This window comes from Pedobacter mendelii (assembly GCF_014635725.1).
GTDB lineage: Bacteria > Bacteroidota > Bacteroidia > Sphingobacteriales > Sphingobacteriaceae > Pedobacter > Pedobacter mendelii.
Genome location: NZ_BMDJ01000007.1, coordinates 55,257 through 69,146, shown reverse-complemented (window position 1 = coordinate 69,146; position 13,890 = coordinate 55,257). Strand labels below are relative to the sequence as shown.

The following is a 13,890-nucleotide window of genomic DNA, read 5'->3' as shown; positions in this document are numbered from 1 at the left end:
TTACAGCGAAGCAGGAATAAGGGCTTGCCATTCTTTATGGCATATTCTCTCCGCAAGTTAGTCCTTCAACAAATGATTGTTCTAGCTTCTTCGATAAATATTACAAAAAAAGATAAATGTTATTCAAAGAATTAAACCTCATTGAGCCAATTTTAAAGGCTCTTGAGACAGAAGGTTATACACAACCAACGCCTATACAGGAGCAATCCATCCCAACCATATTAAAAGGAAAAGATTTATTAGGTTGCGCACAAACCGGAACGGGTAAAACTGCAGCCTTTGCCATCCCTATGTTGCAATTGTTGCATGAGAAACACATCAACATTAAGGCTACAAAAAATATTAAAGCGTTAATTTTAACGCCTACACGTGAGCTTGCCATTCAAATTGAAGAAAGTTTTAAAGCCTACGGACGTAATTTAAACCTACGCCATTTGGTAATTTTTGGAGGGGTTAATCAACACTCTCAGGTAGAAACACTTAAAAAAGGAGTTGATATTTTAGTAGCAACACCCGGCCGTTTATTGGATTTAATGAACCAGGGTTTCATTAACTTAAATACAATTGAGCTTTTTGTATTAGATGAGGCCGACCGTATGTTGGACATGGGCTTTATCCATGATGTAAAAAAAGTAGTTGCTAAATTACCATCGAAACGTCAGACTTTGTTTTTCTCGGCCACCATGCCAGATGAGATTCAAAAATTGGCGAACACGATTTTATCAAATCCTACAAAAGTAGAGGTTACGCCTATATCATCAACTGCTGAAACTATTGTCCAATCGGTTTATTTTGTTGATAAACCCGATAAAAAGAAGTTGTTAATTCATCTTTTAGAAGATGAAAAGATTGAAACCGCATTGGTTTTTTCGCGTACTAAACATGGTGCAGATAGAATTGTAAAAGATTTAGCGCATGCCGGAATTAAGGCAGCAGCCATTCACGGAAATAAATCCCAAAACGCTCGTCAACGTGCTTTAACTGATTTTAAAGATAGAAAAATACGTGTTTTAGTGGCAACAGATATTGCCGCCCGTGGCATCGATATCGACCAGTTATCTCACGTTTTCAATTTTGAATTACCTAATATTCCGGAATCTTATGTACACAGAATCGGTCGTACCGGTCGTGCGGGTGCAAATGGTATTGCAATTTCTTTCTGCGATGCCGAAGAAAATGAATACTTATTAGATATTCAGAAACTGATAAAAATTACACTCCCGGTTGTTGATGATCATCCTTATCCATTAAGCTGGGAAAGTATGTTGGCTAAAAATCAAATAAAACGTAAACCACAGGCTCAATCGAAAGGTGGCGGTGGAAGAGGCGGTGATGGGAATATGAGCGGCAAACCTCGTAACGCAAGCAATAATAGAAAGTTTAGCGGAAATAGAAGAAAAGCAAAGGCGTAGTTTAAGCAGAAAGACCAATGCTAAAAAATAGGTAAAAGAGCAGAACAGAAAGACTAAAGCTTTCCTACTGTAATTATAAAAACCCGAGTTGTAAAATTACAGCTCGGGTTTCTTTTTATAAAACTATCGATTGGTGTCCCACCTATCGATAGTTAATTTAAAGGCTTTTTCAGCCGATCAATCAATATTATAAATGTAATGACCATAATGCTTGTCTAAGAACCGCCGTCTTTCCCGCGCAGGCGGGAATCCTAATGCAATTAGCTTTAAGATTCACAATAAAATTGAGAATGACGATTGTTCTAAAAAAGCAAACCCCGAATTGATTGCTCAACTCGGTTTTTTTTATTTGTTTCCGTAGACTGAAGTCAGACAGCAATAAAGTGGCGAATTGCTTTAACACGCTTCCATGAACAGTTATCATTGCGAAATGGCTTTTTCAGCCAATGAAGTAATCTTATAAATGTAATTACCATAATGCTTGTCTAAGAACGGCCGTCTTTCCCGCGCAGGCGGGAATCCTAATGCAATTAGCTTTAAGATTCAGAATAAAATTGAGAATAACGATTGTTCTAAAAAAGCAAACCCCGAATTGATTGCTCAACTCGGGGTTTCTCTTTATAAAATTGTAAGAAAAGCTTTCAGCTTAAACCACAACATTAATAATTTTTCCTTTTACAAAAATTACTTTCTTAGGTACTTTCCCATCCAAATATTTAGTGAACTGTTCATCAGCCATTAAAATAGCTTCTGCTTCTGCTTGAGCCAAGGTTAAACTTAAATTCAAATTCATTTTCATTTTACCATTGATGGAAACCGGATAAGCAAACTCATCTTCTACCAAATGTTCTGGATTGAAGGTTGGAAATTTCGTGTACGATAAACTTCCTGCTTCGTTGCCCAATTGTGCCCAAAGTTCTTCACAAATGTGCGGTGCATATGGTGAAAGCAAAATCACCATTTCTTGCAAAATACTACGTTTATTCGATTTTAAATCTGTCAATTCATTAACGGCTATCATGAAACTCGAAACTGAAGTATTGAAAGAAAAACGCTCAATATCATCCTGAACTTTTTTGATGATTTTGTGCAACGATTTCAATTCAGCTTTGGTCGGTTCGGAATCAGAAACTGTAAATTCCCAGGCCTCATTGTGGAATAACCTCCAAAACTTACGCAAGAATTTAAATACACCTTCAATACCATTGGTATTCCATGGTTTACTTTGCTCCAACGGACCTAAAAACATTTCGTACATACGTAAAGTGTCTGCTCCGTAACGCTCAATCAAATCGTCGGGATTAACCACGTTATAGTAACTTTTTGACATTTTTTCTACCTCGAAACCGCAAATGTATTTACCGCCCTCACATATGAACTTTGCATCCTTAAATTCTGGCCTCCATTCTTTAAATTTCTCTATATCTAAAACATCATTTTGTACAATATTCACATCAACACGTGTGCTTTGAAATATTGAATTTGTCTCTTCATTAAGATGCCTTTTGTATATTTCATATATTTCTGCATCAAATTCAAGTCCGAAATCATTTAACAAAGCTCGATAAGCTTCTTCCGTATTAGCTTTGACAGCAAAAGTATCAACATATTTATCTTTAATATTTTTAGAAACTAATTTATTACAGCCAATAAATCGATAAATAAAATTACTTCTCCCCTGAATCATTCCCTGGTTAATCAATTTTTTGAAAGGCTCTTCTTCTTTGGTATAACCTAAATCTTTCAAAAACTTGTTCCAGAAACGGCTGTATAATAAGTGTCCGGTAGCATGTTCAGAACCACCGATGTATAAATCGACAGCTTGCCAGTATTCAATGGCTTCTTTTGATGCGAAATCATTATCATTATTGGCATCCATATAACGGTACCAATACCAGCTACTTCCTGCCCAACCTGGCATGGTGCTTAATTCGTAATGTCCGCCTTCTTTTGGAACCCAGTTTTCAGCCCTCGCCAAAGGAGGTTCTCCAGTTTCGGTTGGTAAATATTTATCAATTTCTGGCAAAATTAAAGGTAATTCTTCTTCTTTCAATAAATATGGCAAACCGTCTTTAAAGTAAACGGGAATTGGCTCACCCCAATAACGCTGGCGACCGAAAATCGCATCTCGCTGACGGAAATTTACTTTTGCTTTTCCAACTTTCTCTTCTTCTAACCAATTGTTTAAAAACGGAACAGATTCCTTGTAAGTTAATCCGTTAATGAAACCTGAATTAATATATTTTCCTTCTTTTGTTGGGTCGGCTTGAGTATCAATGTCTTTCTGACCGTCCAAAATCTGGATAATCGGTAAATTGAAATGTGCTGCAAACAACCAATCGCGTTGGTCGCCGCTTGGCACACCCATAACCGCACCTGTTCCGTAACCCGCAAGCACGTAATCTGCAATCCACAATTGAACATGTTCCCCATTCACTGGGTTAATTACATAACTCCCTGTAAAAGCCCCTGAAACCGTTTTTGTATCCGCCATGCGGTCTAACTCCGATTTCTTTTTAGTTTGAGAAATGTAATTCTCTATATCTTGTTTTTGTTCTGGCTTGGTTAACTCTGCAACCCATTCGTGCTCTGGTGCCAATACCAAATACGAAACACCGAAAATCGTATCAACACGAGTAGTAAAAACTTCAATTTGTTTATCATTACCTTCAACCTGGAATTTTACCGATGCACCAACACTTTTACCAATCCAGTTGCGTTGCATTTCTTTTATTGGTTCAGGCCAGTCGATGGTATCCAATCCTTGCAAAAGCCGATCAGAGTAAGCAGTGATTCTCATGCTCCACTGCATCATTTTCTTTTGCTCAACAGGAAAACCACCACGCTCAGAAAAACCGTCTTTTACTTCATCATTAGCTAGTACAGTTCCCAAAGCTGGGCACCAGTTAACTGTACTTTCTCGTAAATAAGTTAACCTATATTTTAATAATTCTTGTTGTTTCTCTTCTTCAGTAAAAGTTGCCCAATCGCTCGGTAAAAACGATTTTACATCGTCATCGCAAACCGCTTTTACATCGGTTGTTCCAGCGGTATTAAATTTTTCAATTAAAGTAGAAATGTCTTCTGCTTTATCATTTTCGATGTTATACCAAGAATTGAACAACTGCATAAAAATCCATTGCGTCCATTTATAATAAGATGGTTCGCTGGTTCGTACTTCGCGGCTCCAATCAAAAGAGAACCCAATTTGATCTAACTGGCGACGATAAGTTGCAATATTTGCTTCTGTGGTTATTGCCGGATGCTGACCAGTTTGTATGGCATATTGCTCAGCAGGTAATCCGAATGAATCATAGCCCATGGGGTGCAATACGTTAAAACCTTTAAGGCGTTTGTATCTCGAAAAAATATCTGAAGCAATGTAACCTAGTGGATGACCAACGTGTAAACCTGCTCCCGATGGATAAGGAAACATATCTAACACATAATATTTTGGTTTATCAGAATTGCTTTCGGCTTTAAATGTTTGATTATCGGCCCAAAATTTCTGCCACTTTTGTTCTATTTCTTTAAATTGGTAATCCATTGCAAGTTCTAAATTTTTAAAGGGGCGAAATTACGGAAATTAAGGGGTTTAGTGAAACATAATTTTAGCAGGAGCATACATGTTTTAAGGCTTCAGTTAAATAAATATTGATAAAAAAAAGTTTTTATACTTAACCTCACCCTATGAAAGTCGCTGGTTATTGTTTAGACAATGTATCCCTCTAATGAAGGAAAGGGAAAGGTAAGATTATACGTTGAACCATTGGGTTTCACTCATCGCAGCGTTAAATCCCTCTCTTCAAGGAAAGGGACAACAAAATATGAGCAAAACCAAAAACTTTAATAGGGTGAAGTAAATAGGACACGAAACTTCAGTTTAAAATTTACACTTGTGATAATAACTTTAGCAAAAATTTGACTTTCTCGATTCTATCTCGTTAAATAAAAAACTTTACTAACGTTAGTTTTATCCATTTTTGCAGTAAATTGAAGCTGCGACCCACTCAGAGTAGCTACCGTACAATAATATGTTCCTTCAGGAAATACCAATTGAAACTCAGTACCTAATGATATAATATATGAACCAATTGTACGCTGGTTATTCAAACCTAACTCAACCTGATCATCATTATTTGCTTTGAAATCCATATAATCATTAATGGTGTAATTGAAAGTTCCATTTAAACTTTCATTAGAATTGCCGCTAACTTCGATTTTATTCACAGTCCATTTTCCGGTAATTCTTGCTTTTACAGATGTATTATCTTTCTTGCAAGAAAATAGAATTATAGTCGAAATAAGGATTAGGCAAAGTGTTGCAATTTGTCTTTTCATTTTAGGGTAGATTTTAGTTTTAAGTCAGTTTATAAACGCAGCTTCTTTAAGTTTGGTACCAAATAATAAAGTGCCGATGCTTTATTTGCAATTTAAATACCGAACTAAATGCACTTTCAGGGCGTTATTATTCTTTACAAAAGCTTTATATTGGTGTTTATCAGGTATAATTTATATTTTCGCAGAAACAAAATTGAAATACATGGAAGAATTCGAAGTAAGTGATGCATCTAAGAAAACCAAAACCGTATATATCTCTACTATATTTAGTATTGCATTGGTTTTATTAATGCTAGGGCTGCTTGGGTTGGTACTTGTACATGCCAAAAACCTGTCTAATTATGTTAAAGAAAACATCGTTTTAAATATTATTGTTGATGAAGGTGCAAAGGAAGCAGATATTTTGGCATTCCAAAAAGAACTGAATGCTAATCCTGCAGTTAAGCAAACTCAATATGTAAATAAAGAACTTGCCGCCAGAAACTTAACTCAAGATTTAGGCGAGGATTTTGTTAACTTTTTAGGTTACAACCCATTAACTTCTACTTTTGATGTATACCTAAAGGCAGAATACGCCAACAATAAAGGCATAGATACTTTAAAAGCGAATATATCTAAAAACCCTGTTGTAAAAGAAGTGGTCTATCAAAGTTCACTTATTGATATGGTAAATAAAAATATAAGTACAATTGGCTTAATTATTTTAGCTTTTGCTGTTGTGCTTTTAGTTATTTCTATCGCGCTGATAAACAACACAATACGACTAGCCATTTACTCTCAACGCTTTTTAATTAAAAGTATGCAGTTGGTTGGTGCAACGAAAAATTTTATCAGACGTCCTTTCTTATTATTTGCAGCCTTACACGGGTTAATTGCTGCTTTTATTGCAATAATTATTTTGTTGGCTACTTTAATTTATGCTAGAAAAGAAGTTCCTGAAATTATTATCCTTAATAATTACAAAGAGTTTGGATTTGTATTTGTTAGTTTATTAATTATTGGAATTTTTATTACAGGCATAAGTACATGGTTTGCAGTGAGCAGATATTTACGTTTAAAATCTTATCATCTTTACAGATAATGGCAGAAAAAAAAACAGGTCCGATTGTTAAGGACGTAAAAAGTGAATTGGTTTTTACCAAAAAGAATTACCAATTGCTATTAATTAGCATTGCTATAGTTGTTGTTGGGTTCATTTTAATGATGGGCACAACCGGAGACATTTACGATTTTAGAAGAACTTTATTGGCACCGCTGGTTGTGTTGGCAGGTTTTGCATTTGGCATTTATGCTATTTTAAAGAAATAATCTTTTGTGATAACTATTCTTTTTTTTTATTTTTATAGTATGACAACAACTAATTTGCAAATAGAAATTAATTCTTTGCCTATGAATCTTAGGCAAGAGGTTGCAGATTTTGTCGAATTTATCAAAACAAAACATAAAAATAAACCGGAAATAAAATCGCGTGAATTTGGATTTGCCAAGGGCAAAATTAAATTGGCAGATGATTTCGATGAGCCATTAGATATGTTTGCAGATTATATTTGATGGCCTTTCTCTTAGATACACATACATTTCTATGGTTCGTAGCCGGCGATAATCAATTACCAGCCACGTTAAAAACAAAAATTTCTGACATTAACGAATCTTGTTTTATAAGCATTGCTTCTTTATGGGAAATTGCCATAAAAATGCAAATTGGAAAACTTACAATAAATCTTGGGTTTAATGATTTATATCGTTTTGCGGAACGTAATCAAACAGAAATCATAGCAATCAATGAAACTCATTTAACAACGTTATTAAATCTTGAATTTTTCAATAATGACCCTTTCGATAGAATAGTATCCCAAGCAATTGCCGAAGACCTAACCTTGATATAGAAGGATGAAAAATTAAAAAAATATAAAACAAAATTACTTTGGCAATAGCCAATTAACAAATTCTTATGAATTCTTTTGAAGCCATTATCCTAGCAGTTATCGAAGGATTAACCGAGTTTTTGCCAGTATCAAGTACCGGTCACATGATTATCGCATCATCCTTCATGGGCATAGCGACAGATCCTTTCGTTAAACTCTTTACCATTGCAATACAATTGGGCGCCATTCTTTCGGTAGTTGTACTCTACTTTAAAAGGTTTTTTAAATCTATTAATTTTTACATCAAACTTTTGGTTGCTTTTATTCCAGCTGCTGTTTTTGGTCTTTTATTAAGCAAGAAAATAGATGAGCTATTAGAAAGTCCGATGGCTGTTGGTATATCTCTTTTAGTTGGCGGTATAATTTTATTATTTGTTGATAAATGGTTTAATAAACCGACCATAAATGAAGAAGAAAACATCACTTATTTAACAGCTTTAAAAATAGGTTTTTTTCAATGTATTGCTATGATTCCTGGCGTATCACGTTCTGGAGCAACAATTGTGGGTGGTATGACACAAAAATTAAGCAGAAAAGTAGCAGCAGAATTTTCATTCTTTTTAGCTGTGCCAACCATGTTTGCAGCAACAGCAAAAAAGCTGTTCGATTTTTATAAAGAAGGAAATACCATTACGCACGAGCAAACTAACTTGTTAATTATTGGTAATGTTGTAGCTTTTATTGTTGCACTTTTAGCTATTAAAAGTTTCATCGGATATTTAAACAAACACGGTTTCAAGGTGTTTGGTTATTATAGAATTGCAGCAGGCTTAATCATCATCATTCTGTTATTATCTGGCCATAACCTACAAATTATATAATCTGTATCTTTGCGCAAAAAAGATTTGTGAGTACAGAAAATTCAAAATTTAAAGATTTCAATTTCGCAGAAGGTGAACTGCTATTAATTAACAAACCATACAAATGGACATCTTTTGATGTGGTGGGCAAAATTCGTAATTCTTTAAAACCATTAAAACTCAAAGTTGGCCACGCAGGCACTTTAGATCCGTTAGCAACAGGATTGCTTATAATTTGCACAGGGAAATTAACCAAACAAATAGATACTTTCCAGGCAGAAGAAAAGGAGTATACAGGCACCTTGATTTTAGGCGCTACAACGCCTTCTTTCGATATGGAAACCGAAGTTGATAAAACTTTCGACATCAGTAAAATTACTAAAGACGAAATTTATGCCGCCACTAAACCTTTTATTGGCGATATAGAACAATATCCCCCAGCACATTCTGCGGTAAAAGTTAACGGAGAACGTTTATACGTAAAAGCACGTTTAGGTGAAGAAGTAGAGCTTAGGAAACGCTTTGTTAACGTACCCGAATTTGAAATTACCAGAATAGAATTACCTGAAATTGATTTCAAAATTGTTTGCAGTAAAGGCACATATATTCGTTCTTTAATTTCTGATTTTGGTAAAAATTTAAACAACGGAGCGTACCTTTCAAAATTGACCAGAACCCGCAGCGGAAATTTTTTGCTTGAGAATTCATTTGAGGTTTTAGAACTGGTTAATTATATTCGTAACAAGAAAGAAGAAGCCAAAGCGCAAGAAGAAGCATGAACAACATAAAAAACAAGAACACCAGATTTATAAAAGAAATTCTTTTAATTGCTGCAGGTGTTACATCAGCTTGTTTTGGTTTAAAAAGTTTTTTAATGCCCAGCCACTTTATTGATGGAGGTGTTACAGGAATTTCCTTATTGTTAAGTACTTTAACCGGGTGGAATTTATCTTACTTAATCGTAATTATTAATATTCCATTTATTTTTTTAGGTTATAAACAAATTGGAAAAGGCTTTGCTTTTAAAACCGCTATAGCCATTACAGCCCTTTCAATTGCTTTAATTGTATTGCCATTTCAACCAATAACACACGATAAATTACTAATCGCATTTTTTGGTGGTTTATTTCTTGGCGGCGGCATCGGGCTTGCCATGCGGGGAGGTTGCGTGATTGACGGAACCGAAGTATTAGCACTTTACATTAGTAAAAATAGCATACTAACGGTAGGAAATATTATACTTATCCTAAACATTATAATTTTTGCCTTTGCCGCGTATTTTTTAAATATCGAAACAGCTTTATATGCAATTTTAACGTATTTATCGGCGTCCAGCACAATCGATTTTATAGTAAATGGTATCGAGCAATATACAGGTGTAACCATAATATCCGAACATCAGGAAGCCATTAAAGCTTACATAATCACCGATATGAAACGTGGTGTAACCATTTACAAGGGTGAAGGCGGTTACGGCGAGAAAAAAGATATTGATATTATTTTCACGGTGGTAACCAAACTGGAAATGAGCAAATTACAAACAGCCATAAGACAAATTGATGCCGATGCATTTATAATACAACAACAAATTGCCGATTTAAAAGGTGGTGTGGTAAAACGACATGCACTACATTAAACTAAATAGAAAATAATTTCGGCATGCCCCCAAGCTACGCAAGGGGTCGGGCTGTACGCTAAAAATCCCCGATGAAACCTGTGAAACAAGCAAGCATGCCGCAAAATAATAAACAACAATGCTTAAATCGGGGGATACCGCTTCCATCCCTCATGCAAAACCTAATTAAATAAAAAAATACCCTTGAAAATATACCATAACCTTAGCGATTTTAATAAATTAAACAATGCCATTGTAACTATCGGTACTTTTGACGGCGTACATTTTGGTCATCAAAAAATTATAAAACAACTGGTAGAAAAAGCAAAAGCTGATGGAGGTGAAAGCGTTATTTTAACATTTTTCCCACATCCACGAATGATTATTGACCCGGAAAATCAGGATTTGAAAATGATTAGTACAATTAACGAAAAAGCCGAAATTTTAAAAAGCCTTGGCGTTGATCATCTTATAATTACGCCTTTTACAAGAGATTTTTCCAATCAGATACCTGAAGATTATATTAAAAACACGTTAGTAAATAACATCGGCACCAAACACATAATTATCGGCTACGACCATCGCTTTGGTAAAGACCGTTCAGGAAATTTATCTGATTTAAAGGCTGCTGGATTGCATTTTGATTTCACCGTTGAAGAAATTATGGAACAGGATATTCATGATGTTGCGGTAAGTTCATCTAAAATTCGTCAGGCACTTTTGGCTGGTGATGTTAGTTTAGCCGCAGATTATTTAGGTTATCCTTTTTCCATTTATGGACGGGTAATAAAGGGCGATAAAATTGGAAGAACCATAGGTTTCCCAACCGCTAATATTTTTGTAGAGGAAACCTACAAACTGATTCCAGGCGATGGAATTTATGCCGTTACTGTAACGATGAGCCTTGAACCTGCACAAACAAATCTTGCTATAGATGAACGTTCAAGAAATAGCACTTCGGTTTTAGATTCTCAATACTCAACATTTAAAGGTATGGCTTATATTGGCCAGCGACCTACAATAAACGGTATGACCAGAAATATTGAGGTTAATATTTTTGATTTTAATCAGGAAATTTATGGTCAGGATATTAAGATGAACTTTTTAAAATTTCTTCGCCATGATGTAAAATTTACCGGCTTGGATGCGTTGAAACTACAACTGCAGAAAGACAAAGAAAATACGCTTGGCTACTTCAAATCGTTGGAATCAGAGTAAATCCTTTTTAGGTAATTCTTGTTGCAAAATGATTTAAGATAAAACCTGTTTTTAAATTTGGTGTGATAAATTTGCTTAAATCTGAAAACATCTAGTCTGGTAAAATTTAAGTATTATTTATTGAGGTGTAACGAATCTATCTCATAAAAAATCTATGGCTCAACTATAGTTTTGTATATTACTACCTCAGTACCAAATTTTACTACATGCACCTACCCGATTTAATTGCCGATTTAGGTTTAATACTTGCCGCAGCAGGGATAACCACATTAATATTTAAAAGCATTAAACAGCCTTTAGTTTTAGGATACATTTTAGCTGGCCTTTTGGTTGGTTCACATTTAAGCTTTTTTCCAACAGTAACCGATACAAAAAGTATTAATATTTGGGGTGAAATTGGCGTAATCTTTCTTCTTTTTAGTTTAGGTTTAGAGTTTAGTTTCAAAAAACTGGTTAAGGTTGGCGGTTCGGCATCTATCACAGCTATCGTTAAGGTGTTATTTATAATTTTGGCAGGCTATCTAGCTGGTAAAGCGATGGGCTGGAAAGATATGGATAGCTTATTTTTCGGTGGAATTCTCTCCATATCATCAACAATGATAGCCATAAAAGCTTTTGAAGAACTTGGTTTAAAGCATAAAAAATTTGCAGGCTTAGTTTTTGGAGTTTTAATTGTTGAAGATTTAGTAGCCATTTTGCTATTGGTACTATTTTCAACTTTAGCGGTAAGTCAGCAATCTGCCGGAACGGAAATGCTTTTCTCTATTTTAAAGCTTGCATTTTTCCTGGTATTATGGTTTTTGGGTGGCATATTTCTTATCCCATCATTTTTAAAAGCAACTAAAAAGCTAATGAACGATGAAACCATGTTGGTTGTATCATTAGCCTTATGTTTAGTTATGGTTTTACTAGCCGATAAAGTTGGTTTCTCTCCTGCCCTTGGTGCATTTATCATGGGTTCTATCTTGGCAGAAACTACACAAGCCGAAAGGATAGAACATTTAACCAAATCTGTAAAAGACTTATTTGCAGCGGTATTTTTTGTTTCCGTTGGGATGCTTATCGACCCGGCAATGTTGGTTAAATATGCGGTTCCCATATTGGTATCAACAGCCGTAATTATTTTTGGCAAAATCCTTTTTACCATTCTAGGTGCATTATTGTCGGGACAACCTTTAAAAACTTCGGTTCAATCGGGTATGAGCTTGGCACAAATTGGGGAGTTTTCATTTATTATCGCTTCATTGGGCTTAACGTTAAAAGTAACAAGTGATTTTCTTTACCCTATTGCCGTTGCTGCTGCAGCCATAACAACATTTACTTCGCCTTACCTCATCAAACTTTCTGAGCCTTTTTACGAATTTCTGAAACGTGTTTTACCACAAAAATGGCTTGATGGGATAGATAGATATAGTTCTAGTACTGAAGGTATCACAACATTAAGCGATTGGAGAATATTGCTGCGTTCATACATTTTCAATACCATCATTCATTCGGTTATTATTATCGCGATTATCTTTCTTACTTATCGTTATGTTCAGCCTTTTATCGTTAAAAATATTGCTAACAGCCTAACTTCAATCATCATAAGTATTGTAGTATCTTTTATTTTAATGGCACCTTTTCTTTGGGCATTGTCTATCCGAAGGATTCAAAAAACAGCTTATTCGCATCTTTGGCTAAATAAAAAATACACCAGAGGACCATTAATTGCTATTGAATTTTTCAGAATTGCACTAGGAATTTTCTTTGTTGGATTTTTAATGTATGAATTTTTCGATACCTGGGTTGCGGCGGGAATTGCTTTAGGTTTAATTGTTATAGGGATGATTATTTTTTCTCGAAGATTACAATCTTTCTATGATAAATTAGAGAAACGTTTCATGTTGAATCTGAATGCTCGTGAAAACCAAAAACCAGCAATTTTACCATGGGATACACATTTGGCCGAATTAACGGTTTCACCAGAGTCGGAAGTTGTGGGTAAAACTTTATCAGCACTAATGATTCGTGAAAAATATGGTGTTAATATTGCCATGATTGAACGTGGAAGAAATTCTATTCCAACCCCAGGAAGAGAGGAAAGACTTTACCCAAATGATAAATTACTTTTAATTGGAGCCGACGACCAACTAGCTGCCGTAAAATCAATTTTAGAGATAGACATGCCAGAAAATGAGCAGGAGAAAAGTTTCCCTGATAATGAAATGACTTTGCAGAAAGTGGTGATAAATACGGAATCGCCAGTTTATGGAATGAGCATTAGAAATGCAGGCATTCGTGAAAAAGCGCAAGCATTAATTGTTGGTATTGAACGTGGCGCTGATAGAATCTTAAATCCCTCATCAGATTTTATTTTCGATAATGGTGATGTGATTTGGATTGTTGGAAACAATAAGAAAATTAAAAAAGTGATTTAACTATCAGTTGTGCGCCTCAATACTATATACTCACATCTTAATACTTGATACTCACATATTGATACTTAATACTCACACCTTGATACTTAATACCCGCATCTTGATACTAGATACTCACATCTTGATACTTAACATTCACATATTGATACTAATTTATAT

12 protein-coding genes are annotated in these 13,890 nt (G+C 34.9%); 10 read left to right on the top strand and 2 right to left on the bottom strand.

Going from position 1 to position 13,890, the window contains the following annotated elements; genetic code table 11:
- Positions 1-116: 116 nt before the first annotated feature.
- The gene (locus IEV50_RS12960) at positions 117-1,412 is read left to right on the top strand and encodes a DEAD/DEAH box helicase (RefSeq protein WP_188414985.1); all 1,296 of its coding nucleotides are present in this window, start codon (positions 117-119) and stop codon (positions 1,410-1,412) included.
- Between the two features lie 646 nt (positions 1,413-2,058).
- Here IEV50_RS12960 and IEV50_RS12955 read toward each other — a convergent pair.
- Both IEV50_RS12955 and IEV50_RS12950 read right to left on the bottom strand, forming a co-directional pair.
- On the bottom strand, positions 2,059-4,959 hold the full coding sequence (locus tag IEV50_RS12955; protein WP_188414983.1) for a leucine--tRNA ligase: 2,901 nt from the start codon (positions 4,957-4,959) through the stop codon (positions 2,059-2,061).
- Positions 4,960-5,348: 389 nt separating this feature from the next.
- Positions 5,349-5,753: a hypothetical protein gene (locus IEV50_RS12950; RefSeq protein ID WP_188414981.1), complete on the bottom strand. Its 405-nt coding sequence runs from the start codon at positions 5,751-5,753 to the stop codon at positions 5,349-5,351.
- 202 nt (positions 5,754-5,955) lie between these two features.
- On the opposite strand from IEV50_RS12950, the gene IEV50_RS12945 reads away from it, so the two are divergent.
- The 9 genes from IEV50_RS12945 to IEV50_RS12905 all read left to right on the top strand — a co-directional run bounded on the left by IEV50_RS12945 (position 5,956) and on the right by IEV50_RS12905 (position 13,731).
- Entirely contained in the window at positions 5,956-6,834 is an 879-nt protein-coding gene (locus IEV50_RS12945; RefSeq protein WP_188414979.1) for a cell division protein FtsX, read from the top strand.
- The gene (locus IEV50_RS12940; protein ID WP_188414978.1) at positions 6,834-7,061 is read left to right on the top strand and encodes a DUF3098 domain-containing protein; all 228 of its coding nucleotides are present in this window, start codon (positions 6,834-6,836) and stop codon (positions 7,059-7,061) included. The genes IEV50_RS12945 and IEV50_RS12940 overlap by 1 nt, the downstream gene beginning before the upstream one ends.
- Before the next feature lie 39 nt (positions 7,062-7,100).
- Complete coding sequence (vapB, locus tag IEV50_RS12935) at positions 7,101-7,304, top strand: type II toxin-antitoxin system VapB family antitoxin (RefSeq protein WP_188414977.1); 204 nt, start codon at positions 7,101-7,103, stop codon at positions 7,302-7,304.
- A complete protein-coding gene (locus IEV50_RS12930; RefSeq protein WP_188414976.1) occupies positions 7,304-7,639 on the top strand; it encodes a type II toxin-antitoxin system VapC family toxin in 336 nt (111 codons plus the stop codon). Before vapB ends, IEV50_RS12930 begins: the two co-directional genes overlap by 1 nt.
- 65 nt (positions 7,640-7,704) lie before the next feature.
- Positions 7,705-8,499, top strand: a complete 795-nt coding sequence (locus IEV50_RS12925) for an undecaprenyl-diphosphate phosphatase (protein ID WP_188414975.1) — start codon at positions 7,705-7,707, stop codon at positions 8,497-8,499.
- A gap of 26 nt (positions 8,500-8,525) precedes the next feature.
- Complete coding sequence (truB, locus tag IEV50_RS12920) at positions 8,526-9,257, top strand: tRNA pseudouridine(55) synthase TruB (RefSeq protein WP_188414974.1); 732 nt, start codon at positions 8,526-8,528, stop codon at positions 9,255-9,257.
- Positions 9,254-10,114 carry a YitT family protein gene (locus tag IEV50_RS12915; RefSeq protein ID WP_188414973.1) on the top strand — a complete coding sequence of 287 codons (861 nt, stop codon included), beginning with the start codon at positions 9,254-9,256 and terminating at the stop codon, positions 10,112-10,114. The genes truB and IEV50_RS12915 overlap by 4 nt, the downstream gene beginning before the upstream one ends.
- Positions 10,115-10,297: 183 nt before the next feature.
- The gene (locus tag IEV50_RS12910; RefSeq protein ID WP_188414972.1) at positions 10,298-11,311 is read left to right on the top strand and encodes a bifunctional riboflavin kinase/FAD synthetase; all 1,014 of its coding nucleotides are present in this window, start codon (positions 10,298-10,300) and stop codon (positions 11,309-11,311) included.
- Positions 11,312-11,517: 206 nt separating this feature from the next.
- Complete coding sequence (locus IEV50_RS12905; protein ID WP_188414971.1) at positions 11,518-13,731, top strand: cation:proton antiporter domain-containing protein; 2,214 nt, start codon at positions 11,518-11,520, stop codon at positions 13,729-13,731.
- Positions 13,732-13,890: the final 159 nt, after the last annotated feature.

What these genes read in the sequence shown, in the direction of transcription:
- IEV50_RS12960 (WP_188414985.1), top strand. Translation starts at nt 117, where the DNA reads ATGTTATTCAAAGAATTAAACCTCATTGAGCCAATTTTAAAGGCTCTT.
- IEV50_RS12955 (WP_188414983.1), bottom strand. Translation starts at nt 4,959, where the DNA reads ATGGATTACCAATTTAAAGAAATAGAACAAAAGTGGCAGAAATTTTGG.
- IEV50_RS12950 (WP_188414981.1), bottom strand. Translation starts at nt 5,753, where the DNA reads ATGAAAAGACAAATTGCAACACTTTGCCTAATCCTTATTTCGACTATA.
- IEV50_RS12945 (WP_188414979.1), top strand. Translation starts at nt 5,956, where the DNA reads ATGGAAGAATTCGAAGTAAGTGATGCATCTAAGAAAACCAAAACCGTA.
- IEV50_RS12940 (WP_188414978.1), top strand. Translation starts at nt 6,834, where the DNA reads ATGGCAGAAAAAAAAACAGGTCCGATTGTTAAGGACGTAAAAAGTGAA.
- vapB (WP_188414977.1), top strand. Translation starts at nt 7,101, where the DNA reads ATGACAACAACTAATTTGCAAATAGAAATTAATTCTTTGCCTATGAAT.
- IEV50_RS12930 (WP_188414976.1), top strand. Translation starts at nt 7,304, where the DNA reads ATGGCCTTTCTCTTAGATACACATACATTTCTATGGTTCGTAGCCGGC.
- IEV50_RS12925 (WP_188414975.1), top strand. Translation starts at nt 7,705, where the DNA reads ATGAATTCTTTTGAAGCCATTATCCTAGCAGTTATCGAAGGATTAACC.
- IEV50_RS12915 (WP_188414973.1), top strand. Translation starts at nt 9,254, where the DNA reads ATGAACAACATAAAAAACAAGAACACCAGATTTATAAAAGAAATTCTT.
- IEV50_RS12905 (WP_188414971.1), top strand. Translation starts at nt 11,518, where the DNA reads ATGCACCTACCCGATTTAATTGCCGATTTAGGTTTAATACTTGCCGCA.